Origin of the sequence: Rhizobium esperanzae (assembly GCF_002204185.1) — a bacterium.
Lineage (GTDB): Bacteria > Pseudomonadota > Alphaproteobacteria > Rhizobiales > Rhizobiaceae > Rhizobium > Rhizobium esperanzae.
Map to the genome: position 1 here is coordinate 1 of NZ_MXPU01000005.1, position 24,006 is coordinate 24,006.

The 24,006-nt window shown below is 60.5% G+C and carries 21 protein-coding genes, 1 tRNA gene and 2 pseudogenes; 6 read left to right on the top strand and 18 right to left on the bottom strand.

Translation table 11 applies throughout. The features are described from left to right. Positions 1 to 213: 213 nt before the first annotated feature. The 4 genes from B5E41_RS08415 to B5E41_RS08430 all read left to right on the top strand — a co-directional run bounded on the left by B5E41_RS08415 (position 214) and on the right by B5E41_RS08430 (position 2,570). Positions 214 to 290 (top strand) — tRNA-Met (locus tag B5E41_RS08415). Between the two features lie 215 nt (positions 291 to 505). After that, positions 506 to 1,507, top strand: coding sequence for an NADH-quinone oxidoreductase subunit NuoH (gene nuoH, locus B5E41_RS08420; protein ID WP_088392701.1), 1,002 nt, complete (start codon positions 506 to 508; stop codon positions 1,505 to 1,507). A 10-nt stretch (positions 1,508 to 1,517) separates the two neighbouring features. After that, positions 1,518 to 2,084, top strand: coding sequence for an NADH-quinone oxidoreductase subunit I (locus B5E41_RS08425; protein WP_088392703.1), 567 nt, complete (start codon positions 1,518 to 1,520; stop codon positions 2,082 to 2,084). 45 nt (positions 2,085 to 2,129) lie between these two features. After that, positions 2,130 to 2,570 (top strand): CBS domain-containing protein, encoded by a 441-nt coding sequence (locus tag B5E41_RS08430; RefSeq protein ID WP_088392705.1) that lies wholly within the window; start codon positions 2,130 to 2,132, stop codon positions 2,568 to 2,570. A 177-nt stretch (positions 2,571 to 2,747) separates the two neighbouring features. On the opposite strand, the gene nuoG is transcribed toward B5E41_RS08430, so the two are convergent. The 16 genes and pseudogenes from nuoG to B5E41_RS32660 all read right to left on the bottom strand — a co-directional run. Next, on the bottom strand, positions 2,748 to 5,327 hold the full coding sequence (gene nuoG / locus B5E41_RS08435; RefSeq protein ID WP_088392706.1) for an NADH-quinone oxidoreductase subunit NuoG: 2,580 nt from the start codon (positions 5,325 to 5,327) through the stop codon (positions 2,748 to 2,750). A 33-nt stretch (positions 5,328 to 5,360) separates the two neighbouring features. Next, a complete protein-coding gene (nuoF, locus tag B5E41_RS08440) occupies positions 5,361 to 6,626 on the bottom strand; it encodes an NADH-quinone oxidoreductase subunit NuoF (RefSeq protein ID WP_088392708.1) in 1,266 nt (421 codons plus the stop codon). 4 nt (positions 6,627 to 6,630) lie between these two features. Continuing rightward, complete coding sequence (nuoE, locus tag B5E41_RS08445) at positions 6,631 to 7,140, bottom strand: NADH-quinone oxidoreductase subunit NuoE (RefSeq protein ID WP_088392710.1); 510 nt, start codon at positions 7,138 to 7,140, stop codon at positions 6,631 to 6,633. A gap of 15 nt (positions 7,141 to 7,155) precedes the next feature. Beyond that, positions 7,156 to 8,370: an NADH dehydrogenase (quinone) subunit D gene (gene nuoD / locus B5E41_RS08450; RefSeq protein ID WP_088392712.1), complete on the bottom strand. Its 1,215-nt coding sequence runs from the start codon at positions 8,368 to 8,370 to the stop codon at positions 7,156 to 7,158. Positions 8,371 to 8,398: 28 nt separating this feature from the next. Then, positions 8,399 to 8,935: an NADH-quinone oxidoreductase subunit C gene (locus B5E41_RS08455; protein WP_088392714.1), complete on the bottom strand. Its 537-nt coding sequence runs from the start codon at positions 8,933 to 8,935 to the stop codon at positions 8,399 to 8,401. Further along, entirely contained in the window at positions 8,932 to 9,435 is a 504-nt protein-coding gene (locus B5E41_RS08460) for a NuoB/complex I 20 kDa subunit family protein (RefSeq protein WP_003582024.1), read from the bottom strand. Before B5E41_RS08460 ends, B5E41_RS08455 begins: the two co-directional genes overlap by 4 nt. Further along, a complete protein-coding gene (locus B5E41_RS08465; RefSeq protein WP_088392716.1) occupies positions 9,423 to 9,788 on the bottom strand; it encodes an NADH-quinone oxidoreductase subunit A in 366 nt (121 codons plus the stop codon). Before B5E41_RS08465 ends, B5E41_RS08460 begins: the two co-directional genes overlap by 13 nt. Positions 9,789 to 9,917: 129 nt before the next feature. After that, positions 9,918 to 11,357 carry an NADH-quinone oxidoreductase subunit N gene (locus B5E41_RS08470; protein WP_088392718.1) on the bottom strand — a complete coding sequence of 480 codons (1,440 nt, stop codon included), beginning with the start codon at positions 11,355 to 11,357 and terminating at the stop codon, positions 9,918 to 9,920. Then, the gene (locus B5E41_RS08475; RefSeq protein WP_088392720.1) at positions 11,354 to 12,829 is read right to left on the bottom strand and encodes an NADH-quinone oxidoreductase subunit M; all 1,476 of its coding nucleotides are present in this window, start codon (positions 12,827 to 12,829) and stop codon (positions 11,354 to 11,356) included. The genes B5E41_RS08470 and B5E41_RS08475 overlap by 4 nt, the downstream gene beginning before the upstream one ends. Positions 12,830 to 12,837: 8 nt before the next feature. After that, positions 12,838 to 14,613: a Na(+)/H(+) antiporter subunit D gene (locus tag B5E41_RS08480; protein ID WP_088392722.1), complete on the bottom strand. Its 1,776-nt coding sequence runs from the start codon at positions 14,611 to 14,613 to the stop codon at positions 12,838 to 12,840. Continuing rightward, positions 14,606 to 14,860, bottom strand: a complete 255-nt coding sequence (locus tag B5E41_RS08485; protein ID WP_088392724.1) for a hypothetical protein — start codon at positions 14,858 to 14,860, stop codon at positions 14,606 to 14,608. Before B5E41_RS08485 ends, B5E41_RS08480 begins: the two co-directional genes overlap by 8 nt. Continuing rightward, positions 14,857 to 16,320 carry a monovalent cation/H+ antiporter subunit D family protein gene (locus B5E41_RS08490; protein ID WP_088392726.1) on the bottom strand — a complete coding sequence of 488 codons (1,464 nt, stop codon included), beginning with the start codon at positions 16,318 to 16,320 and terminating at the stop codon, positions 14,857 to 14,859. The genes B5E41_RS08485 and B5E41_RS08490 overlap by 4 nt, the downstream gene beginning before the upstream one ends. Before the next feature lie 5 nt (positions 16,321 to 16,325). After that, entirely contained in the window at positions 16,326 to 16,628 is a 303-nt protein-coding gene (nuoK, locus tag B5E41_RS08495; protein WP_064811214.1) for an NADH-quinone oxidoreductase subunit NuoK, read from the bottom strand. Beyond that, positions 16,628 to 17,128, bottom strand: coding sequence for an NADH-quinone oxidoreductase subunit J (locus tag B5E41_RS08500; protein ID WP_088392728.1), 501 nt, complete (start codon positions 17,126 to 17,128; stop codon positions 16,628 to 16,630). Before B5E41_RS08500 ends, nuoK begins: the two co-directional genes overlap by 1 nt. 273 nt (positions 17,129 to 17,401) lie before the next feature. Then, positions 17,402 to 17,896, bottom strand: a complete 495-nt coding sequence (locus B5E41_RS08505; RefSeq protein ID WP_088392730.1) for a DUF305 domain-containing protein — start codon at positions 17,894 to 17,896, stop codon at positions 17,402 to 17,404. Positions 17,897 to 18,148: 252 nt separating this feature from the next. Continuing rightward, positions 18,149 to 18,277: pseudogene (locus B5E41_RS32660) on the bottom strand (multicopper oxidase domain-containing protein); the annotation flags it as partial. 558 nt (positions 18,278 to 18,835) lie between these two features. Between B5E41_RS32660 and B5E41_RS32125 the strand changes: the two are divergent. Beyond that, positions 18,836 to 18,964, top strand: a pseudogene (locus B5E41_RS32125) (cytochrome C); the annotation flags it as partial. Between the two features lie 246 nt (positions 18,965 to 19,210). Here the strand turns inward: B5E41_RS32125 and B5E41_RS08525 are convergent. Continuing rightward, positions 19,211 to 21,529, bottom strand: a complete 2,319-nt coding sequence (locus tag B5E41_RS08525) for a membrane-bound PQQ-dependent dehydrogenase, glucose/quinate/shikimate family (protein ID WP_088392736.1) — start codon at positions 21,527 to 21,529, stop codon at positions 19,211 to 19,213. A 217-nt stretch (positions 21,530 to 21,746) separates the two neighbouring features. Here B5E41_RS08525 and B5E41_RS08530 point away from each other — a divergent pair, with 217 nt between their 5' ends. Beyond that, entirely contained in the window at positions 21,747 to 22,856 is a 1,110-nt protein-coding gene (locus B5E41_RS08530; protein WP_088393227.1) for an acyltransferase family protein, read from the top strand. Between the two features lie 116 nt (positions 22,857 to 22,972). Here B5E41_RS08530 and B5E41_RS08535 read toward each other — a convergent pair whose 3' ends face one another. Beyond that, entirely contained in the window at positions 22,973 to 23,995 is a 1,023-nt protein-coding gene (locus B5E41_RS08535) for a glycosyltransferase family 2 protein (protein ID WP_088392738.1), read from the bottom strand. Between the last annotated feature and the right edge of the window lie 11 nt (positions 23,996 to 24,006).

Below are 24,006 nucleotides of genomic sequence, written 5' to 3' on the forward strand. Positions count from 1 at the left end.
GTGAAACGCCCCTGCGCCCATGGTACTTCGTCTTAAGACGCGGGAGAGTAGGTCGCTGCCAGGTCTGCAAATCGCAACTCAACGCATGCGCCCGGAGCCGTCAGGCTTCGGTAAGCTGCATGCGTCAACAAAAACTATCTTCTCATCACATTCCAACGGCCAAGGCCGTCTCAAAGGGCCGCTCACAAGCGGCCTTTCGTGTTATAATACTTCCGCGGGGTGGAGCAGCCCGGTAGCTCGTCAGGCTCATAACCTGAAGGCCGCAGGTTCAAATCCTGCCCCCGCAACCAAAATTCCCGAAAGCCCGCCAAAAGCGGGCTTTTTACGTATTCGGGGGACCTGAGCCCGAGCGCATCACAGCCGGCGACGGTATAATGGCGACGGCATTGTATGAGGTGCGTCGCCGTTGTACCATGTAACCTGACAAGTGTGTGCAGTGCTCATTGTAGAGCCGGAGCCAAAGCCCGGTCGCGCGCTTCAACCCGATGAATAAGTAGTCCGGATCATGGAACTTATCGTCGCCCTTGGCCTGATCGTCTTGAAGGTCGCTTTCCTGATTGCGATCCTGCTGTTGCTACCCTTGCCGCTTACCTGGCTGGAACGCAAGGTCGCCGGGCACATGCAGCAGCGGATGGGGCCGATGCGCGTGGGATGGCACGGGCTGTTGCAGCCGGTGGCGGACGGAATCAAGCTCCTGACGAAAGAGGATCACATCCCGGCCGAGGCCGACCGGTTCCTGTTCAAACTGGCGCCAATCCTGGCGCTCGCCCCGCCCTTTGTGGTGTTCGTCGCGATCCCCTTCGGCGAAACCGTCTCGGTCCTCGGCCATGGGATCACGCTCTACGTCTCCAACATGAATGTGGCGCTCCTTTTCGTTTTCTCCGTGATCGGGATCGAGGTTTATGGCGTCATCTTCGGCGGCTGGGCCTCCAACAGCAAATACGCTGTCCTGGGCAGCCTCAGAACCTGCGCGCAGATGATCAGCTACGAAATCCCGATGGGGTTCGCGGTCATCGGCGTGGTCATGCTGGCGCAATCCATGAGCCTTCTCGAGATCGTGCGGGCGCAGGCCGATGTCTGGAACATCGTCTACCAACCGGTCGGATTCTTCGTGTTCTTCGTCGCCGGATTGGCCGAAGCGCAGCGCATCCCCTTCGACCTGGCGGAAGCGGAAGGCGATTTAGGGGCCGGGTTCCATACGGAATACAGTGGTATCCGCTTTGCCTTCTTTATGGTCAGCGAATATGCCATCGTATTGCTTGTGTCGACCCTGGTGGTGATCCTGTTCTTCGGCGGTTGGAACGGAGTTCTGATTCCCTTGCCACCGTTCCTGTGGTTTACTCTCAAGGTCGCGTTCTTCGTCTATGTATTTATCTGGCTCCGCTTCACTTTCCCCCGCTATCGCTACGACCAGTTGATGGCGATCGGATGGAAAGTCTTGCTTCCTCTGTCGATGGCGAACATAATTATAACCGGTGTACTTTTAGGGGCCGTAGCGACCCCGTAGCGAGGCGGCGATGTCGCGCGCGCAGGACAGAGTTGGAACATGGATTGGCTGGGCGTTCTTCGCCGATCTGGCGAATGCCTTGGCTCTGACCTTCGGCTACCTGTTCTCCAGAACCGTAACCATGCAATATCCGGACAAGGAAAAATGGCTACCCTACTCACGCTATCGCGGGCATCACTTCCTGAAGCGTGACGAGGAGGGCGAGATCAAGTGCGTGGCCTGCGAACTCTGCGCGCGGATCTGTCCCTGCGACTGCATCGAAGTCGTCCCGTACGAGGACGAGAAGGGCAACCGGCACCCGGCGAAATTTGAAATCGACACAGCACGCTGCCTGTTCTGCGGGTTGTGCGAGGACGCCTGCCCGGCGGATGCAATCGCGCTTGGGCAACAATACGAATTTTCCAGCTTTTCCTCCGCTGACCTGGTGATCGGGCGCGACGATCTGCTCGTCAAGCCGGGTAAGGCGGCAACCGGCGGCGGCGTGGTTGCCGCGCGCCTGGATACCAAGAAGGACGTACTTGTCCAGACGAAAGAGACGCAGGGCTACAACTGGTGGCGGAATATCCGGCGAACATGAACGCGCACCAGCCATCAAACCGAAGCGCTCGAACAGGAGGCTCAGATGTTTGTCGGTGAAATCATGAAGAACAAGGGTGTCGGTGTCATCGCAGTCGCTCCCGATCAGACGATGGTGGAGGTATTGAGGTTGTTTCGAGACAACAATATCGGCTTCGTCGTCGTGAGCCGCCCGAACAGCAAATACCTCGGTACACTGTCGGAGCGGGATTGCTGCAATGCGATGGCGGAATACGGGGCCAAGGCGGCGGCGATGCGGGTCGCGGACATCATGAACCGCAATGTGGCGATGTGTTCGACACAAGATTTGCTGCCCGTTGCGATGGGGATCATGACCCAGCGGCGTACGCGCCATGTGTTGGTCACGGATGGAGGCAACGTTGTCGGCGTGGTCAGCATCGGAGACGTGGTTAAGCACAGGCTCGACGAAGCGCAGCGTACAGAGCAGGATCTGCAGGATTACATATGCGGGACCAGGTATCACTGACGCCGCCAAGTCGATGTGATGACGCTGGGGCGGGCAGCTTGCCGCGGAGCCTTGCGGTGCCCCGATCCTAGAGCAATTCCAGGAAAAGTGCGAAGCGGTTTTCCGTCCGGAATTGCGTAAAAACAAAAAGTTAGAGCGGTTCAGCGCTTCCGTGAAAACCTGAACCGCTCTAAATCTTCAAACCCCGCGCCAGAGCCGGCCTGGGCGGTCGACGTCAGGAGTGGCATGCGCCTTCCGGACTTCCACCGCGCATGGATATTCGCCCCGCCGCAGTAGGCTGTTGAGACGCAAGGCTCTATAGTTTTCCGGAACGAAGACGAGGCCCTTGGGAAACCGCCTGTCGACCTTGAGCTGCGCCGTCAGTTCGCCATGGCCCGAACGCACGATTACCTGATCGCCATCCGAAAGGCCAAGCTCCGCAGTATCCTGCGCGCTCATCGCGACATAGGGATCATTGGCGACCGTGTTCAGCACGTCCGACCGCTCGGAAAGATACCCGTTGTGGAACAGGCAGTCGCCGGTGATCAGCATGAGCCGGTCGGCTGCTGTTGGAACGGACGGCGGCGCAAGGAACAAGCCAGCAGATAATGTTGGTACCGCCCTGGTGAATGCGCCGTCGGCGCCAAGTCCGTCCTGCGTCAGCCCTTGATAGGACGGAACCAGCCGGGCAATCTCGTCGAAAATTTCCCCTTGCGTCGACGGCCGCAGTGCCTGGTTGCAAAGCGCCCTGACGAAGTCGAAGATCGCCAGATTGCTCCGCGCCTCGAAGGCGGGTTCACGGAATTTGCGGACCGTCTGGGTCCGGCCCTCGTTGTTGGTGAACGTGCCGGTTTCCTCGCCGTAACCTGCCGCGGGCAGGACGACCTCAGCCAGGCCGGCCGTGTCCGTAAGAAAGGCGTCCTGGACGATCAGGAGATCGGCGGCGCCAAGCGCCCGCTGTACGAACGCCCGGTCGGGATAGCTGATCAGGGGGTCGGTTCCGACCATATAGAGTGCACCCATCCGGCCGCCGATGCAGAGGTCCAGCATGGCATCGAGACCTGCGCCCGGTTCAGACGGGATTTCGGCGCCCCAGTTCCGTGCAAGAGTTGCGCGCGCCACATCGTCGGCGACCGCCCGCAGGCCCGGCAGAGCCGCCGGCAGAACTCCCATGTCCCAGGCGCCCATCTGGTTGGCGCGGTCGAAGAGGAACTGCATCGCCGGGCCCTTGCCGAGCAGACGCAGAACCTGCAGCAGGTTACTGATCTGCTGCAGTGTCGCGCGCGCTTCGGGGGATCTCAGGAGGTCGACGCTGACAAGCACGGTGACGCTACGGCCGTCCTTGAGCGCGGTGGCCAGACGATCCGGCCCGTCGCTGCCGGTGCCCGCTTTCGGCCTGCCGATCGTCGCACCGATGTCCGCAAATGCGTCGCCCGGCAAGGTCTGACCGGCCGTCGCCATGAGCGCGGTTACCACCGCAGCAAGGCTCGCCTCTTCTCCGCCCGGCGGCACGCGAACCACCACCCTGGCATCGGCATCCAGACGCGAGGGCCGCGCCGAAAGCATCAGCAATCCGGCCTGCCGCCGCCGCACGGCGTCTCGCAGCAGGTATTCGGTGACGGGATTCTCCTCGGTGACGTTGCCGCCGACGACGAGCACGCAGTCGTTGCTGATTACGTCGTCCAGCGGGGTGCGGCTGTAGAAAGTTGCCAATAGCGGGCCGAGCGTATCGAAGGGCGCTGCCCAGCGTGACGAACAATCAATGTTGTTGGTCCGGAATACTGTTCGCATCAGCTTCTGGAACTGATAAAGCACCTCGTTGGGCAGGCGAGGCGAGGCCAGCCCGCCGGCATCCTTGCTCTCGACAGCCAACAGTCTCCGGCGCAGATAGTCCCCCACTTCGTCCCAGGAAACCGGAACCAGGGCGCCATCCTGACGGATCATTGGCTGCTTGATCCGGTCGCGGCTTGCAACGAAATCGAGGCCGAAGCGTCCTCGCACGCAGAGAGTTTCGTGGTTGACACCTTCGTCCCACTTCGAGCGCACCCGCACGAACTCGCCCTTGCGCGTGCCCACTGTCAACTGGCAACCGGTGCCACAATGCGGGCAGATCGTGTCGGTCTCTACGAGATCCCAGGGGCGCGCCTTGTAGCGGTAGGGGAAGCTCATCAACGCACCGACCGGGCAGACCTCGACGCAATTGCCGCACTGGTCGCAACTCGCCAGACTGCCCTCGAAGCCGGTGACGGCGGTATCCATGCCTTTTTCAACGGTGCCCAGCGCCACCGCGCCGACGACCTCCTCGCACATCCGGACGCAGCGCTGGCACTGGATGCAGCGGTTGACGTTCATGATGATGACCGGGCTCAGGCGAATGTCCTCGGAGTGGAACACACGTTTGTCATCGCGGAACTGGCTTTCGCGGGGCCCATAGGCCATGACCATGTTCTGAAGCTCGCATTCGCCGCCCTTGTCGCAGATCGGGCAGTCGAGGGGGTGGTTGGCGAGCAGCATGTCGAGCATGGAAGAGCGCGTTTCCTCGATCAGAGGCGTATTCGTCCGCACGACCATGCCATCGGTGACCACAGTAGCGCAGGACGGCTGCAGCCGCCGCAGGCCCTCGATCTCCACCAGACACATGCGGCAGGAGGCCAGCGGCGGCAGACGCTTCAGATAGCAAAAGGTCGGGATATCGATGCTCAAACCCCGGGCGGCCTGCAACACTGTCGAGCCAGCCTCAACTTCCAGCGTTTGTCCATCGATCGTGACTTTTAGCATGGTTTCCTCACAACCCTGATCCAGCACACTCCTTCAGTGAAACGGGCACCTCCGTTCCTCGACATGGGCGACGAATTCATCTCGGAAATGCGCGAGTGCGGCCCGCAATCCCATCGCTGCACCGTCACCCAAGGCACAAAACGTATTGCCGAAAATGCCCTTGCAGAGCATCTCCAGCTGCTCCAGATCGCCGGGTGCGCCATCCCCGCCTTCAACCCGGCGCAGGACCTTCACGACCCAGTTCAATCCTTCCCGACAGGGCGTGCACTTGCCGCAGGACTCATGGTGGAAGAACTCGATGATCCGGGTGGCGACCTTGACCATGCAGGTGCTATCGTCGATCACGATAACGCCAGCGGAACCGAGCATCGAGCCGGCGGCAGCCAGCGAGTCGAAATCCATCCTCACCTCCAGCCCATGCTCCGGGATGACCGGCGCTGAGACCCCGCCCGGGATCACTGCCTTGATCTTGCGTCCCGGCAAGGCCCCGCCGGCATGTTCTTCGACCAGTTCGCGCAATGGAATGCCCATCGGCAACTCGTAGAGGCCGGGTTTGCGCACCTGTCCGCTGAGGCAGTAGAGCTTCGGGCCGGGGCTCTTTTCCGGGCCGATGCCGCGAAACCAGTCCGCCCCCCGCATAATGATGTGCGGTACGCAAGCGAGCGTCTCGACATTGTTGATCACAGTCGGGCTGGCGTAGAGCCCGGCCACGGCCGGAAACGGCGGCTTCAATCGCGGCTGCGCCCGCTTGCCCTCGAGCGACTCGAGCATCGCAGTCTCCTCGCCGCAGATATAGGCGCCGGCGCCGCAGTGGATGTGTATCGCGAAATTGAAATCCGAGCCCAGAACGCGCCTTCCGAGATAGCCCTTTGCGCGGGCCTCGGCGATCGCTTGCTCCAGACGACGGATCGCCGTCACATATTCTCCGCGAATGTAGACATAGGCGGTTTCGGCCCCAATCGCGTAGGCACTTACCGCCAGCCCCTCGATCAGTTGATGCGGGTCACGCTCCATGATGATCCGGTCCTTGAACGTGCCCGGTTCGCCCTCATCGGCGTTGCAGCACAGATATGTCGGCTTGCCCATGCGCTTCGGCACGAAACCCCATTTCATGCCCGTTGGGAAACCGGCACCGCCGCGACCGCGCAGGTTGGACCGTTTGACGAGGTCGATAACCTCGTCAGGCGTGTACTCGCGCAGCGCCTTCGCCAGCGCCTGATAGCCGCCTCCAGCCTCGTAGGTCGAAACCAAATGACCATCCGCCACATCGACATTTTTGAGAAGAACAGGCTCGGACATGGCGCTACTCCCCCGGCAGCCGCGCAGAAATGTGCTCGACGCTCGCGGCTCCCGCTATTGCCCGCAGGCTGTCCAACAGTGCGTTTATCCGCGTCACATCAAGGCAGGCGTGGTAATCGTCGCCGACTTGCATCACCGGAGCCATCTCGCAGGCGCCGAGGCATTCGACGGTCGAAAGCGTGAACAGCCCGTCCGGGGTGGTGCCGCCTTTCCTGATCCCCAGCGCTGTTTCCAGATGGTCTAGCAGGTCCTCCGATCCGCACAGCATGCAGGAAACATTGTTGCAGAGCTGCAGGTGGAACATCCCCACCGGTTCGGTATGGAAGAGGGTGTAGAAGGTCGCCAACTCGTAGACCCAGATCCGCTCGACTCCGAGAATGTCGGCGACCTCTTCCAACACAGGCCCAGGCAGATGGCCATGTTCTTCCTGCGCGATCAGGAGCGCGGGCATGATCGCAGAGCGCTGGTCGGGATACCGCGCCGCCGCCTCTTCGATCTTTTCGCGCATGGTCATCGCATTCAATCCTTGCTACTTGTCCACCTCCGCCATCACAGGGTCGAGGCTGCCGAGCACGGCGATCATGTCCGCCAGATAGCGGGCGTTGGTGACCCCGAAGAGGGCCTGAAGATTGACGAACGAGGGGGCCCGCACCTTCATGCGGAACGGTTTTGGCGAGCCGTCGCTGATGATGTAGAAGCCAAGCTCGCCCTTTGGCGCCTCGATTGCCGAATAGACCTCGCCCCTCGGCACCTTGAAGCCGTAGGCCGACAGGTCGAAATGCTGGATCAGCGCCTCCATCGAGCAGTGCACCCGATCCTTGTCCAGCGGGAAGGCGATTGTCGGCATGTCGATCTGGAACGGCCCCTCAGGTATCTGGTCGATGCATTGTTCGATGATCCCTATGCTTTCGCGCATCTCATCGACGCGGCATCGCCAGCGTGCATAGCAATCGCCTTCATCACGGGTGATGACGTTGAACGCGAGCCGGTCATAGATCTCGTAGGGCTCGTCGCGGCGGATGTCCCAGTCGACACCGGAAGCACGCAGGTTCGGGCCGCTGAGGCCGAGATCGACGCCATCCTCGGCGGAGATCACGCCGATCCCCTTCGTGCGATTGAGAAACACCCGGTTATCTTCGAGCAGTCGCTCATAGTCGCGGATCCGGTTCGGGAAGATGTCGCAAAACTCCCGGATCTTGGGGAAGAACCCGTCAGGCAGGTCCTCGCGCACCCCGCCGACCCGGCAGAAGGAGGTGTGCATGCGCGCACCGGTTATCATTTCCAGGAGATCCATGATCATTTCGCGCTCGCGCATGACGTAAAGCAGCGCGGTCATGGCGCCGAGATCCATCGGCAGCGCGCCGGTGATCAGGAGGTGACCGGAGATCCGGGCCAGCTCGGCCATCATCACGCGGATATATTGCGCTCGGATCGGCGCTTCTATGCCGAGGAGTTTCTCCACCGCCAGCGCGAAGGCGAGGTTGTTCGAGGGCGGACAGAGATAGTCGAGCCGATCTGTCAGCGGGAAAATCTGGGTATAGGTGAAGCTCTCCGCCAGTTTTTCGGTGCCGCGATGGAGGTAGCCGATATGTGGATCGACGCGCTCGACGAACTCGCCGTCCAGTTCGAGGACAAGCCGAAGAACCCCATGGGTGCTGGGGTGCTGCGGACCGAGGTTGAGAAGCACTTCCCTGGTATTGAGCGCTTCGCCCTCAGGCCTGCTGAGCTCGGTGACTTCAGTCATCTCAACGTTCCGGCGTAGACGGCCTCCCTTACGGAATCTCCCGGGTGGCAAGGTCGGGCTGCGTTGGCGGCGGACCTTCGGCACCGAAGGGGTTCAGCTTGTCCCTATAGCCTCTGAGGGGGAAGTCCTTGCGCTGGGGAAAGCCCTCGAAGCCTTCCCACATATAGATCCGGCGCAGATCCGGATGCCCTTCGAACCTGATGCCATACATGTCCCAGGCCTCGCGCTCATGCCAGTTGGCGGTGCGCCAAACTTCCGTGACCGAGGGAACCTGCGGGGGATCGCCAAGCCGGCACTTGATGCGAACGCGCCATTTGTTGGGCAGCGAATAGAGGTGGTACACCGCCTCGAACCGCGGCGTTTCGGGATAATGATCGACCCCGCAAATGTCCGAGAGAAAATTGAATTGCAGCGCCGGATGTTCCTTCAGAAACCGGCAGAACTCGACGATCCTCTCGGGCGGAACGGCAAAGGCGTCGATACCGTGCGCAGTGCCGAGGTCCTCGATTGTTTCCCCGAAGCGCTCCATGATCAGAGCGCGATTGAGGGGTGACTCCACACTCATGACGCTATAACCCGATCCAGAGGTGTGCCGGCGAGCGCCCGCGACCTCTTGATCTTTTCTTGAAGCAGAAGGAAGCCGTGCATCAGAGCCTCGGGCCGGGGGGGACAGCCAGGCACATGCACATCGACGGGCACGAAGGTTTCCGATCCCTGCACCACGGCATAGGTATTGTAGACCCCGCCCGAAATAGCGCAGGTGCCCATGGCGATCACCCAGCGCGGTTCCGGCATCTGGTCATAGAGTCGCCGCACGACCGGCGCGAATTTCCGGGTCACGGTGCCGGCGATGATCATGACGTCGGACTGTCTCGGCGAAGGGCGGAACACCACGCCGAACCGGTCGAGATCGTAGCGGGCACAACCGGCCGAGATCATTTCGATGGCGCAGCAGGCAATGCCGAAGGTCTCCGGCCATAGCGCCGATCTCCGGCTCCAACTGATGATGCTGTCGGCCGTGGTGAACAGCACGCTATCGCGGATCGCGTTGTTTACGCCTCCCATTCCAGCGCTCCTTTCAACCAGGCGTAGGCGAAGCCCACGAGAAGCAGCAATATAAAGACGATCATCTCGATATAGCCGATCAGCCCGATCTCTTTCAGGACGACGGCCCAGGGAAAGAGGAACATCGCTTCGACATCGAAAACGACCAGCAGGATCGCGAGGATAAAGAACGGCACCCTGAAGCGGCCGGCCGCCGCCTCGCCCGCTGCGTCCATGCCGCATTCATAAGGCGTGTTCTTGGCGGGATAGGGATTGGATGGGCGCAGCAGCGAGGAAACGAACAACGTCACCCCCGCCACCAGAACGACTCCGGCGATCATGAAAAGAACCGGCAAGAATTCCATTGCAGTCATATCACTGCACCGGTTGCCCACCGACCTCATCCCGAACGGGTAAATAGGTCACGCCGCGGTGCGACTTGGGCAATCCTTCCTTCTCTTTCAAGTCTATTCCGTTGGTGTGATCATTGCAAATCCAATCGATCACCCGCCAAAGACCGAATCCTGGGCAAGCTTCAGAAACCACGACGGAAATAGGCCGATGCCGATGGTGCCGGCAGCGGTGACGGCGAATGTCGCGCCCACCAGAGGCGTCAGCGCCGGGGCGAACGCCCTCTTAGGCTCGTGCATATAGATCACCATGACGATGCGGATGTAGAAATAGGCGGCGACGGCGCTGAACAGCACTGCGATGACCGCCAGCATGACGAAACCATGCTCGACGAGGGCGACCAGCACGTAAAACTTGGCGAAGAACCCGGCGGTCGGCGGAATGCCGGCCAACGAGAAGAGATAGAGCAGCATCAGAAGCGCCAGCCCCGGATGTGACTTGGCGAAACCCGCATAGTCTTCGATAACCTCGCCCGAGAAATCGCCGTTCCGCATCATGATGACGGCGCCGAAAATGCCGAGATTCATGAAGGCGTAGATCAGCAGATAGAGCATCACGCTGGCGATCCCATCGGCGCCGCCAGCGGCCACGCCGAAAATGGCGAAGCCGGCATGGGCGATGCTGGAATAGGCCAGGAGACGCTTGAAATTATCCTGCACCAGCGCCACGAAGCTGCCGAGCGCCATCGTCACCACCGCAATGACGGCAACGATGATCCAGACGTCCGAGGCTGTGACCAGAGGGTTGAGGAACACCCGAAGAATAACCGCGAACCCCGCCGCCTTGGGGCCCACCGACATGAAGGCGGTGATCGTCGTCGGCGCGCCTTCATAGACGTCCGGCAGCCACATGTGGAAGGGAACCGCGCCGACTTTGAAGACCAGCCCCGCGACGATGAAGACCACCGCCAGCAACAATCCTGGATCGAGCGGATCGGCGGTCACGGCCGCAGCCATCCCGTCCAATTGCGTTGTGCCGGTGAGCCCGTAGACCAGCGAAACGCCGTAAAGGAAAATCCCGGTCGAGACCGCGCCAAGGATTACGTATTTCAGCGCTGCTTCGTTCGACCGCCGCTCACGCCGCAGGAAGCCGGTCAGCACATAGGTGCAAATCACCATCAGTTCGAGGCCCACATAGATCGACAGGAGATCGGTCGCCGAGGCCATGATCATCATACCCGAAAGCGCAAAGAGCAGCAGGACATAGTATTCGCTGCTCGCGATCCCTTCGATATCGGCATATTTTCGCGAAAGGAGGAATGTCAGTACGGTGGCTAGGTAGAAAACGAACTTGAAGAAGACTGCGAAGCGGTCGGCGACGAACATGCCCGTGTAGGCCGGCCGTACTTCACTCGCCAGCATGAGTGTCGCCAAGGCGGCAATCAACACGACCGCGACCGACGCCCAGACAAGGAAATGTTCCTGTCCCCTTCGCACAAACTGTCCCAGGATCAGCAGGATGCAGGCGCCGGTGATCACCACGATCTCGGGCAGGCTCGCCAGGGCCGACTGGAAAAGCGCGGCGGTGGTCATTGGCCGCTCCCCCTACTGTGCACGTGTGTCACCAGATGCTTCACCGAGGCATCGACGACGTTGAGGAAGGGTTTCGGATAGAGTCCGACCCAGAGCACGAAGACGGCCAGCGGCAGGATCGCAGCCATTTCACGGCCGTTCACGTCGCGTATCTTCAACCGGGCGCCGGCGCTGGCCGGGCCGAGCGCGACTTTCCCATACATGCCGAGCAGATAGGCAGCCGCCAGCAATGCGCCCAAAACGGCGGCCGAACCGGCGACCAGGTTGGCCGCAAACCCGCCTGACAGCACCAGCAACTCGCCCACGAACGAATTCGTTCCCGGGAGCGCCATCGACGACAGGGTAAACAGTGCCAGAAACGTGGTGTAGACCGGCGCCACCTTCATCAACCCGCCATAGTCGGCGATGCTGCGGGTATGGGTGCGCTCGTAAATCAGCCCGACGAACAGGAATAGGGCGCCTGTCGTCACGCCATGATTGAACATCTGCAGGATACCGCCCTCGAGCCCGCGGAGGTTCAGCGCAAAAATCCCCAGCGTCACGAAGCCCATGTGGCTGATGCTGGAATAGGCCACCAGCTTCTTCAGATCGTCCTGTGCCAGCGCGAGCAACCCGCCATAGACGATCGCAAGCCCCGAAAGCGCCAGCATCAGCGGCGAATAATACATCGATGCCTCCGGCAGCATCGGCAGCGAGAACCGCAGGAATCCGTAGGCGCCCATCTTCAAGAGCACGCCGGCGAGAATAATGCTGCCCGCCGTCGGCGCCTGCACATGGGCGTCCGGCAGCCAGGTATGGACCGGCACCATTGGCACCTTGACCGCAAAAGCGATCAGGAAGGCGAAGAACAGCCAGGACTGGATCCGGAACGGCAAGTCCTGCGCCGTCAAGGCGAGGATATCGAAGGTCCTGCCACCGTAGAAATAGAGCACAATGACACCGATCAGGAACAGGAGGCTGCCCGCCAGCGTGTAGAGGAAAAACTTGATGGCCGCATAGACCCGACCCTCGCCGCCCCAGATGCCGATGATGAGGTACATCGGGATCAGCATCGCCTCCCAAAAGACATAGAAGAGGAAAAGATCGAGTGCGCAGAAGACCCCGAGCATCAGCGCCTGCATAAAGAGCAGGCAGATCATGAATTCCTTTACCTTGCGGTCAATCGCGACCCAGGAGGCGAGCACGCAGATCAACCCCAACAATGCGGTCAGGAACACGAAGAGCGCGCTGATTCCGTCGATGCCAAGGGCATAATTGATCCCGAGCGCGGGCACCCAGGAGCGCGTCTCGATGAACTGCATGGCATATGTCGTGGTGTCGAAGCCGACCAGCATGGCGATGCAGAGAGCAAGGTCGAGGACGGTGAAAGAGAGCGCCGTCCACCGCACCGCATCGTCACCGCGCAGGAACATCAGAACCGCGGCCCCGACAACGGGTGTAAATATGATGAGGCTGAGCAGCGGGAAGCTCATGGCACCCCCTACCGCCACGCCACGACGAAGACGGCGGTGGCTGCGATAAGACCGACGATCATCGCCAGCACGTAATGGGTCACGACACCCGTCTGGAGCCGCCTGAGCCGTCCGCCGCCGTGCAGGATCGAGTGGGCAATGCCATTCACGACGGCATCCACGCCGGCAAGATCGAGCCGGAGTCCTGTCCGCGCCGCGCCGCGCAGCAAGGGCAGCGCCGCGGTCTCGGAGACATTGCTCACCGCCTGCTCATAGCGCGCCAGCGGCCTTTCGGCGAGCCACATGAAGGCCCGCGCACCCTTGCGGTAAAACCAGTCGGTGTCGAGGCTGATCGTGTTCTCGGGATCGAGCGCCCAGAGGAACAGCACGAACCCCAGGGCGGTGAACATCAGCAGCCCGAGGCTCTCCATGACATGCATGCCCGTATAAGGTTCGAAATCCACCGGATAGGGCAGAAGCGCATAAAGCGGCTGAGGGAACACCCCGATCGCAATGCAGAGCACCGCCGCCATGCCCATGGCAATCAGCATGTTGCGCGGCGGCTCCCGCGCCTCCAGTTTCCGGTCCGTCCCGAAGAACATGTAATAGGGAAGCTTGAGGCCGGTGTGCAGGAACGTCCCGGACGATGCCATCGTCAGCGCCAGCACCACCAGTGCGCGGTGATCCGCTCCTGCAGCCGCTATCACCATCGATTTGGTGACGAACCCCGAGAAGAACGGGAAGGCCGAGATCGCGAAGGCGCCGACCATGTAAAGCGCCACGGTCAGCGGCATGGTTTTGTAAAGCCCGCCGAGCTCGGTAAGCTTGCGTCGGCCGGTGACGTAGATGACTGCGCCGGCACCCATGAACAGCAGCGCCTTGTAGAGGATATGCGCGAAGGCGTGGCTGGCGGCTCCGTTCACCGCCACCTCGGTTCCGATGCCGATACCTGCGATCATATAGCCCACCTGGCTGACGATGTGATAGGCGAGAAGCCGCCGGCAATCGTTCTCCAGCACTGCGTAGATGACGCCGTAGAGCGCCATGATGGTGCCGAGCCAGACAAGGAGCTCGGTCCCCGGGAACGCCCGCGCCAGCACATAGACGGCGGTCTTGGTGGTAAACGCGCTCATGAACACCGCCCCGGTGACGGTCGCCTCCGGATAGGCATCGGTCAGCCAGGCATTGAGCGGCGGCACGGCCGCGTTGAGGACGAAGCCGGCGAGGATCAGGTAGTCGCCGACCCCCATTCCTCCGTTGGTGAGGGCCCCGCCGATCGGGCCGAAAAGCAGTGAACCGGTGGCGAGCCCGTGGGAAATGATGCCGCCGAGCAGGACGACGCCGCCAGTGATATGGACCATCAGGTAACGGAACCCGGCCCGGATCGCCGGCCCACCACGCTGCGCGAAGACCAGATAGGCGGAGGCGAATGCCATGCCCTCCCAGAACAGGTAGAGGGTCAGGTAGTCACCGGCAAACACCACGCCAAGTGCGCTGCCGACATAGACGAATGCCGCCACGTGCTGGCCGGCATCCGTCAGGTGCAGCGCGTAGACCATGCCGATCAACGCCATGATGGTGAAAACGGTGGCGAAGACGATGCTGAGCTTGTCCACTTTCGCGATCAGGATCTCCTGCCCGATGAACCGCGCTTCGCCATAGCTGCCCGGCTCCATCGTAAGCACGGCAAGGATTGCCAGCGCAGGGATCAGAAGCAGATAGGCCTTGCGGACCCATCCGCTGAGGAAAGGGATCGGCAGGGCGCCAAGAATAAAGAGCAGAGCCGGATGGATGAAGTCAGTCATAATAGTCCTCGCGCCGCATCAGCCCGACCCGATGACCGAGAAACTTGGAAACGAAGATAAGCAGGACGCAGGAGACGAAGCCGTAGACGGCGGACCAGCCCGGCAGGCTGTCCCACAGATATTCGGCATGTTCGCGAGAGACCAGAAAGTCGGCGATGACGATCAGGACGAGCACGAGGTAGAACAGTCGGCGGCGCGGCCTCGCATATTGCTCGGCACCAAAGAAGTCGACGACACGCTTGATCATCGGATCACTCCATCTGCCAGGGTGAGAAAATAGCCCGGGAAAATGCCCATCAGCACCGACAGGATTGCCGTCGCGACCAGCGGTATCGTCACCAACGGAATTTCACGGACCGTCGTCCGGCTCTCCGACTTCTCCGCCTGGAAGAAGGCGGCATAGCTGACCGGTAGGAAATAGGCGGCGTTCAGGATCGAGCTCACCAGGAGCACGACCAGGAACGCGGTCTCTCCCGCCGCCACGGCGCCCTTAGCCAGATACCACTTGCTGACGAAGCCCGCGGTCGGCGGTATCCCGATCATGCTGAGTGAGGCGACGAAAAATGCCCCCATCGTCCAGGGCAGCCTGCGGCCGATACCGGCCATGTCGCTGATGTTCCTTTTGCCGGACGCGCAATAGATCGACCCGGCACAGAAAAAGAGCGTGATCTTGGAGAATGCGTGCGCCGCGATGTGGATGATCCCGCCGACCATCGCGACCGGCGACAACAGAACCGCGCCCAGCACGATGTAGGAGAGCTGGCTGACCGTCGAATAGGCGAGCCTGGCCTTCAGATCGTCCCGCGTCAGGGCGTAAACCGACGCCATCAGGATCGTGAACGAAGCCAGATAGGCCGTGCCGATGCCGAGGCCCAGCCCGCCCACCAGTCCGGTGCCGAAGACATGGAACACCACCCGCAGCACGCAGAACACGCCCATCTTGACCACTGCCACGGCATGCAAAAGCGCGCTGACCGGTGTCGGCGCGACCATCGCGGCGGGCAGCCAAGCGTGCATCGGCATCACAGCGGCCTTGGCGAAGCCGAAAAGATAGCAGAAATAGACGACCGTCAGCAGCGCCGCCGAGACATCACTCCTGGCCAGCAGCCCCCCCGCGACAAAGTCGAGCGACCCCGCAATATGGTAGGTCAGCGCCAGTGCGGCGAGCAGCGCGCTTTTCGAGGCGCCCATCAGATAGACGAGGTACTTGCGGCCACCCCTCCATCCCTCCTCGTCCTCGTGGTGGTAGACGAGCGGATAGGTAACGAGGCTGAGCACTTCGTAGAAGATCACCAGGGTAAACAGATTGGCGGCGAACGCGCCTCCGGCGGCGGCCGCAAGACTGCTGGCGAAGCAGGCGAAGAACCGGGTCTGCGCATGCTCGTTCAAATGCCGCATGTAGCCGATGGAATAGATCGCCGCCACGATCCACAGCAGCGACGAGACGGTGGCAAACACCATGCCGAGCGCATCGACCCGGAAAGCAAAGTCGATCCCCGGCAGAATCTCGAACAGGCGCAATTCGACCGTCCCGCCCGCCAGCACCGTGGGCGCCATCGACAAGATAATCGCGAACATGGCGATCGCGGCCGACGGCGAGACCAGATCGCGAAGTCTCTCGCGGTTATTCAAAAGGAGAACTGCAAGGGCCGCCAGACCGGCGACGGCGATGGCAAGCAACGGCCGGATCGATACAACCGAGTCCAAAGCCGTTATCCTTTCATCACCGTCACGTCGTCGATCTTGAGGGTGGATTTGTTCCTCACGAGGGCAACCAGGATGCCGAGGGCGACGGCAACTTCCGCCGCGGTGATTGCGATGACGAAGATCGCGAAGATCTGCCCGCGGAAATCGGCGTGGTAACGCCCGAAAGCGATGAAATTGATGTTGACCGAGTTGAGCAGCAGCTCCAGCGACATCAGTACGACGAGAATATTGCGCCTGAGCAGCACGCCCGCCGCTCCGATCACGAACAGGACCACTCCGAGCACAATATACCACCAGAGCGGAACCATCACCCCTGCTCCTTCCGCGCCAGCATGATGGCGCCGACCAAGGCCGCCAGCAGGATTACGGAGGCGGTTTCAAACGGCAGGAGATAGTCGGCGAAAAGTGCTGTGCCAAGCTGCCTGACGTCATCGCCGCCGCGCATCGCGACGGGCTCCACGACCGAAAAGCGGTCGCTCCAGAACACCAGCACGAGCATCTCGACCCCGAGCAGGACGAGCAGTACCAGAGCCGGGAGGTTGCCGCCCGGCAAGAACCGCTGCAACACCGCTTCGCGCACATCGATCATCATGATCACGAACAGGAACAGGACCATGATCGCGCCGATATAGACGAAGATCTGGATGACCGCGAGCAACGGTGCCTCGAGCAAGACGAAGATTGCCGAGACCTGCAGGAAACACGCCATCAGCGCCAATGCGCTGTGAACCGGATTGCGCGCCAGGACCATCGTCAGGGCCGTGATCACGGATACCGCAGCGAACAGAAGAAAGAACCCCTGATCCATCGACGCCGACCCTCCGACGCGAACTGCCACTCGGCGCGAGACGGCCGGATTCGAGACTGCGCCGCAACTTCATATGGCTTCGCAAATTGTGCCCTAGTATCGGATTTTTCACAAGATTATTGTCATCGACGGAGCAAGATCGAGCCGGTCCGGATGTGGCGAAGGTCGCTTGCCAAGCGCGCGCTTTCGATAGGATCGTATAGGCAAATGGTTTAGCCTGGTCGACGAGGCTGGAGCGGCTGTCTCGATTGCCTTCTTGACATCCGCAAGCGCTTACCGCGCGCCCTGATCCAGGCGCGTGCGGATCGCGTTCATCTGCTCGATCTCCGCACGCTGGCCGCTCGAGATGTTGGCGCAGAGCGCGACCAGTTCGGGATCGTTGAGGGCTGCTTCCCGGCACATGAGGATTGCGCCTGAATGATGAGGCACCATCGAGGCGATGAATTGGCGGTCGCCTATGAGAGCCTGAGTGCGAGTGCCTGCAAAGGCCGCGACGAACAGGATCGCCAGGCCGACATGGATGGCGGCGTTCAGCTTCCTGTTCCCGTACATGCCGCCCATGGTGGCGAGCATGATGATGCCCATCGGGGCCACCATCGTCAGCGCCATGTAGAGCATGTTGAGATTGTTCCGGAAATCGCTCCAGCCATCGATCATCGAGAACATCACGAAGTACATGACGATGAGGCTGAGGATCATGTTGGCAGCGAACATGGAATAGGAATGCCTGCTCATCCCCCCATGTCGGGAATTGTGGTGATTGCGCATTGCTAGCCTCCTTCCGGCCTTCGGACCGAGTCGGAAGGCGGTTAGAGCAATTCCAGGAAAAGTGCGAAGCCGTCTTCCCTCCGGAATCGCGTAAATCCAAAAGGTTAGAGGGGTTCTGCGCTCCGTGAAAAGCTGAACCGCTCCAGGATGTTTCCGAGGCAACAACTCGGAGGCATACGCCTTAACCTTGCATCGGCGCGTTGGTTCCCGGGTCGCCAGAGCTTGCCGGATGCGGGAGCCCGAGCTTGCTGATCAGATCGCGCCCTCGTAAGCGATGTACGTCATCATCCCCGTCGCCATGTGGTACAGGTGGTGGCAGTGGAGCGGCCAACGACCGGGATTGGCGGTATCGAATTCCACCACGACCTCGGTGGATGAGGGTGTCTTCGGATGTCTCGTAGAGGAGGCGGATGTCGAGGTCCGTGCCTGGGTCCAGCACGAGGCCGGGCTTGCCGCTGCGGTTGGCCAGTCCTAAGATGGTGGCGGCCTTGCCATTGACGTCCAGGGTTCTCTTTCCGATGACCAGATCGGCGGGAACATGGTTTGCATGGGCGCGGATGGAATTGAGGATAGGCGAGACGACTGCCGCACTCACGGCGAGCGTCTTCAGGAAGCGACGGCGATACATGATATGCCTCTCGATTTATGTCGGCATCCCGACAGTGCTGATGATGGAACTGGCCCGCTGACAGGCGGACGCTTCGCCAGGCGGCAGCTCGGGGAGGCTTGAAGCCAGGATAAGGGGCTCTTCCGGTAAGATGCTCCTGCAGATAGGAAATACGGGTCAACAAAATCGTCATATTTGACGACGCGGTCGTCGGTGACGGAAGAATCAATATGCAGCCAGCGCAAATGCTGCTGCAGCGCGCCTGGTCACCGAGTGCCAGCTTTGAGTGATGATCGTCTTGGTGAGGGTGATCAATGGACGCTCTGTGTTCCGTCGGCGGAGGGCCGCTTGGTACGCGCATCAGGAGCGAGGGTTCGATGTCTGCCATGTCGGCAGAACATGCGTTTCACCTGATGCTGCAGACCTGCGCGTCGTGTCACTCGCGGTTTCGGGCAAAATGACTGGGCTGCCGATCCCCCTGCGAGGGTAGTTTGGCTTACTCGAAGCCTTGCCCAGTAAGAGGATCAGACATGGCCAGTGCATGGCCGTGATGCCATCATCTACTGCCAGTCAATCTTTTGCGCTGGCAATAGCTAGCGGACGATCTTAAAGGACGGTGTTCGCAAGCGGATCAGCCGCATGCTTGAGATAGCCGATCACTCACGACACGATCAAGCGGTGCCATGTGGCTTCGTCTGATCGGCTGGCTAATTCCCGTCTCTTAGGGAGAAGGCGAATACATAGTCGCCGACGTCAGTCGAATTTGCTGCTCCGCCAACCGAGACCAGAACATATTGCTTGCCGGTCTTCGGTGAGACGTAGGTCATCGGCGTCGCACTCGAGCCGACCGGCAAAGGATATTTCCAGAGCTCGCTGCCGTTCTCGGCGTCAAAGGCGCGGATATAATAGTCCTGGAAGCCGGCAAAAAAGACGAGGCCGCCGGCAGTCGCCGATGTACCCGCATAGGTCGGCAAGCCCATCGACATGGGCAAATTCATCTTGATCTTGAATGGTCCGAGCTGTTCGGCAGTCCCAGCCGGCACCTGCCATGCGATTTTGCGTGTGTTCAGATCCACTGCCGTCACCGTGCCCCATGGCGGTTGCGTGCAGGGAATGCGCAGTCTTGACGTCCACTTCTCGGTCGTCATGCCATAGGGCGTGCCGCGCTGCGGGGCGGAGGGGCCGTGTGCGGTCGTGACGAGGGCAAAATCGACGTAATCGGCCCGCGGCACGAGCGCGAAGATGCTGGGGACGCGAATGTCGTTCATGAAGACGCGGTTGTTGGGCAGGTCGACCGAGACGCTTCCCCAGTTGAGGCCGCCCAGATTTCCCGGCTGCTGAATTGCAGGATGCGTGCCGATCGGGGTGAAATCGCCGTCGTAGCGCATCTTGCGAAAGGCGATGCGGCAGGCCAGCTGATCGAACATCGTCAGACCCCAGGCCCGCTGCTCCGTGACACGTTCCGCACCGATCGTCGGCATGCCGACGGAATAGGGCTGTGTCGGCGACAGCTTCTCTTCCGGCGCGCCTCCTGTCTGCGGCACCGGCTTTTCCTGAACTTCGGCGAGGGGAAGGCCGGTCTGACGGTTGAGCAGGAAAAGCTGCCCACGTTTGGTGGTCTGCAAGATGGCCGGCACGGTGGCACCATTGCCGTCAGGCAGGTCGATCAGCACCGGTTGGGCCGGCAGATCATAGTCCCAGATATCATGATGCACGGTCTGGAATTTCCATCGCTCCCGGCCTGTCGTCACATCGAGCGCCACCAATGTCGCGTTGTACTGATCGGCGAAAGCCGGGCGATTGGCGCCGTAATAATCCGGCGTGGTATTGCCGAGCGGGGCATAGATGAGGCCGAGCTTGTCGTCGAAGGCGGCTGTCGTCCACATATTGGGCGTGGCGCGGGTGTAGGTCTCGCCTGCCGGCGGAAGCTTGGTGATCGCCGGATTACCGAGATCCCAAGCCCATTCGAGCCCGCCGGTGACCACATTAAATGCGCGAATGACGCCTGACGGCTCGCCGACCTCCTGATTGTCCGTGACCCAGCCTCCGATGACAATCAGGTTGCGGGCAATCAGCGGAGCCGATGTCTGGAAATAGTAGCCGGTCTTGATTTCACCCATGCCCTGAGAGAGCTGCACGGTGCCGTTGTCGCCGAAGCCCGTGCATGGCGCGCCGGTTTTGCTGTCGATCTCGAGGAGGCGGGCATCGATCGTCGTCTGTATCAGGCGCTCGTCGCAGAGACCATCGGGTGATCGGCTTTCCTCCGGCATCTTATAATAGCCGAGGCCGCGGCAACGCTGCCAATAGGGCGCCGACGCCTTGGGGTCGAAGGTCCAGCGGGGTTTTCCCGTATCGGCATCAAGGGCGGCGATCACATCCGTCGGCGTGCAAGTGTAGACGGTATCGCCGATCTGCAAAGGCGTGTTCTGGTCGACGCCGTCGCCTCTGCCGCTGCGATATGTCCAGGCAAGATCGAGCCTGGCAACGTTGCCGCGATTGATCTGATCGAATGGGGAATAGCGATCTCCCTCCGTGCCGCGGCCATAGGATGTCCAGTGGGAGGGGGAGTTGTCGCCTCGGACCGTCTTGTAGGTAGGGATATCGCCGGAGGGGCGGATCGCCTCATGCGGCGTGAAAGCAAGACCAAAGCCTGCAGCAAACAGAATGGCGGCAAGCAGGGCGCCGCCGTGGAAAAGCTTTCGGTTGGCGGTCGGCAAACGTGCTGGTGCAAAAAGAAACGCAAATCCCGCCAGCGCAATGGGGGACATCAAGCGTGCGAAGAGCCCCCAGAAATTGGTGCCCGACTCCCACAATGCCCAGGGAAGGGTGAAAACGACGACAAGCAGGATGATGAGTGCGCCCAGCGGCGTCCGGCGCCATAGCAGAACGGCTGCAACGAGATAGGCAAGTCCTGTGATTGCGTAATAGGAGGAGCCGCCGAGGCTCAGCAGCAAGGCGCCGCCTCCCATCAAGCCCAATCCGATCAAGGCGAGAACGATACAGAACAAAGCGGCCAGAAATTTCATCGTCTCCTCATCCAATTCGCTGCCCGGTCGCCCGCATTCGTCTCCGACCATCGGCGGCGCCTCGTGCAGCACGGGGCCATTGGAGCGATGGTCAGCTATTCGTCCCGACGACGGGCAGTCCCTCAATTTTTTCCTGATGTAGCTGCGGTCACTGACACGTGTCCCCGAGCCGGCAATGATGCTTGCGATTGCGTCAAAACTTCTGAAAGGGGCACTGATGGTTCTCGGCGAAAAACTTGATCTGGCGAAGGGGCGGCCGACAGGATTTGACTACATGCGATTGCTGTTGGCCTTTTCGGTGCTTTGGATCCATACGGCTCGTGTCACCTACGGCGATGATCTGTTTTTGTGGGAAACGCCCCTGCGTCCCTTTATCAAGTCGGTGCTGCCCATGTTCTTTGCATTGAGTGGGTTCCTGGTTGCCGGCAGTCTAGGGCGCTCGAAGACGTTGATCTCTTTTCTTGGCAATCGATTTATCCGGATTTATCCCGCCCTCGCAGTGGAAGTGTTGCTGGCTGCTTTTATACTGGGAGCGATCTATACCGAGTATGACCTCAGTAACTACTTCACCGAGCCCCAGTTTTTTACCTATCTGCTGAATGTCACCGGGCACATTCACTTCAATCTTCCGGGGGTGTTCCTGAGCAATCCTGACGCCGCGATGGTAAACGGGCAGCTCTGGACCGTGCCCTTCGAACTTGAATGCTACGTCGCGATCGCCGTGCTTTTCCTGCTCGGCGTGGTCAGGCGGCGCGTGCTCGCGCTCGTCGCAACGACGGCGTTGTTCGTAGGTTTTGGGCTTGCGCGATATTGGAAGCATGAGAGCAACTGGGCATTCATGCCGACGACCGCGTCGGGGAACCTGCTGATCGGCGCCTTCCTCCTGGGCGTGACGATTTATCTCTACAAGGACAAGATTCTGTGGGATGTCCGCATCTTCATCGCTTCTGTTGCCGTCATATTGTGGGCTTACTGGTTCAGCTCTTTTGGGGACTTCGTTGCCATTCCGGCTATTGGATATGTAACGGTCTTTCTCGGCCTGACCTCGCCCCGCAAGCTCGGAGTGCTTCAGGGGGCCGACTATTCCTATGGCGTATTCCTCTATGGCTATCCCATCCAGCAGGCCTTCGTCGCGCTCGGACCCTGGGCGCATAACTGGTGGCTGAATGGGATCGTCTGCAGCATCATTGTCACTTGTTTTGCCGCCTTCTCATGGCGATTCATCGAAAAGCCGGCGTTGGAATTGAGGAGACAGGTGACCTGGCTCGAGAACCTCTACCTGCAACGCGGCACGAGACGGGAATTGGCCGGCGCGGTTTTGAAGTAAGCTTCTCGACCGCCCACCGGGACTTTGGTCATTGAGCGAGGATGCCCGGCTCAGCAAAGAGATCATCGGGATTTGCGGTCGCTGACCGAACCCGCTGCATATCTTGCTGGGACTGTTTAGATTTCGCTCCCGGAGATGTTTTTCCAGTTTTTCCAGCCTTCACCTTGAATAAGCCCGTGATCGGACAAGTCCTTCCAGCTCGTGTAAGTGCCCGTATCGTCATGGACGAAGTCGCCCATGTCCTTGTCGGAGGAGTAAACGGTGTATTCTTCCGTATGCTGAGAACGGTGGGCGGCATCGGCAACCTTGTGCACGAAGGTCGATAGGAATTTGAAGTGAAGAAGGGCGCCGGATACGCCGAGCGCGCCGCGCATGTCGCCCAGATTCAGGGAAAGCGGCCAGACCTGGTGCGATGATTTGAGAAACAGCCGTTCACCTGTCACATAGACGAGGGGGATCTTGTTGAGCGCCGGCCCATCCCAGAGCCGATCACGAAAATAGATGCGGCCGCGAACGCCGCCTTTGATCCATATCGTCCCGTTGCGTTCGTCGAAATGAGCGACATAGCCGGATCGGTCGAAAAGATTACAGACCTCGAGCGGATTGCGGCCGGGTTCGCATATGTTTTCGAGAACCGGACGCGAGCTGTACATGTCGATCATGACCGAGCGGAGGGAATGACCGCCGGTGGATTCGATATAAGCGGTCAGCTGATCGATCGGGCAGGAGTCGCAATGGGGATAGACCAAGAACTCGTCTGCATCGACATAAAGGACCCATTTCTCCCGGCAGTACCGGTTGATGACCTCGTTGATCCAGTCGTTTCCGAACCTTGCCGCCTTGTAGGAGCCATGAGCTGATAGGAGCGAGACATCGTCGAAGCCGGATAGCAATTCGGCCGTTCCGTCCGTCGAGCCGTTGTCGATGCAGATAAAATGTTCGAAACCGAGATTACGATAATATTGCAGGAAGAATGCCAGCCGGTGGCCTTCGTCACGGATGACTGAGATGACGACGTGGCGGGCCTGCCTGAGCCCGCTGCGCAGCACGTCATCGCGAACCTGCCGAGCCTTGAGCGACCGGCGCAGGCGGGCTTTTGCGTAATGCGAGATACTGGCGACGGAAACCCGATAACTCATATTCCATCCTG

Coding starts and splice junctions, on each gene's coding strand:
- nuoH (WP_088392701.1), top strand. CDS start 506: ATGGAACTTATCGTCGCCCTTGGCCTGATCGTCTTGAAGGTCGCTTTC.
- B5E41_RS08425 (WP_088392703.1), top strand. CDS start 1,518: ATGTCGCGCGCGCAGGACAGAGTTGGAACATGGATTGGCTGGGCGTTC.
- B5E41_RS08430 (WP_088392705.1), top strand. CDS start 2,130: ATGTTTGTCGGTGAAATCATGAAGAACAAGGGTGTCGGTGTCATCGCA.
- nuoG (WP_088392706.1), bottom strand. CDS start 5,327: ATGCTAAAAGTCACGATCGATGGACAAACGCTGGAAGTTGAGGCTGGC.
- nuoF (WP_088392708.1), bottom strand. CDS start 6,626: ATGTCCGAGCCTGTTCTTCTCAAAAATGTCGATGTGGCGGATGGTCAT.
- nuoE (WP_088392710.1), bottom strand. CDS start 7,140: ATGACCATGCGCGAAAAGATCGAAGAGGCGGCGGCGCGGTATCCCGAC.
- nuoD (WP_088392712.1), bottom strand. CDS start 8,370: ATGACTGAAGTCACCGAGCTCAGCAGGCCTGAGGGCGAAGCGCTCAAT.
- B5E41_RS08455 (WP_088392714.1), bottom strand. CDS start 8,935: ATGAGTGTGGAGTCACCCCTCAATCGCGCTCTGATCATGGAGCGCTTC.
- B5E41_RS08460 (WP_003582024.1), bottom strand. CDS start 9,435: ATGGGAGGCGTAAACAACGCGATCCGCGATAGCGTGCTGTTCACCACG.
- B5E41_RS08465 (WP_088392716.1), bottom strand. CDS start 9,788: ATGACTGCAATGGAATTCTTGCCGGTTCTTTTCATGATCGCCGGAGTC.
- B5E41_RS08470 (WP_088392718.1), bottom strand. CDS start 11,357: ATGACCACCGCCGCGCTTTTCCAGTCGGCCCTGGCGAGCCTGCCCGAG.
- B5E41_RS08475 (WP_088392720.1), bottom strand. CDS start 12,829: ATGAGCTTCCCGCTGCTCAGCCTCATCATATTTACACCCGTTGTCGGG.
- B5E41_RS08480 (WP_088392722.1), bottom strand. CDS start 14,613: ATGACTGACTTCATCCATCCGGCTCTGCTCTTTATTCTTGGCGCCCTG.
- B5E41_RS08485 (WP_088392724.1), bottom strand. CDS start 14,860: ATGATCAAGCGTGTCGTCGACTTCTTTGGTGCCGAGCAATATGCGAGG.
- nuoK (WP_064811214.1), bottom strand. CDS start 16,628: ATGGTTCCGCTCTGGTGGTATATTGTGCTCGGAGTGGTCCTGTTCGTG.
- B5E41_RS08500 (WP_088392728.1), bottom strand. CDS start 17,128: ATGGATCAGGGGTTCTTTCTTCTGTTCGCTGCGGTATCCGTGATCACG.
- B5E41_RS08505 (WP_088392730.1), bottom strand. CDS start 17,896: ATGCGCAATCACCACAATTCCCGACATGGGGGGATGAGCAGGCATTCC.
- B5E41_RS08525 (WP_088392736.1), bottom strand. CDS start 21,529: ATGAAATTTCTGGCCGCTTTGTTCTGTATCGTTCTCGCCTTGATCGGA.
- B5E41_RS08530 (WP_088393227.1), top strand. CDS start 21,747: ATGGTTCTCGGCGAAAAACTTGATCTGGCGAAGGGGCGGCCGACAGGA.
- B5E41_RS08535 (WP_088392738.1), bottom strand. CDS start 23,995: ATGAGTTATCGGGTTTCCGTCGCCAGTATCTCGCATTACGCAAAAGCC.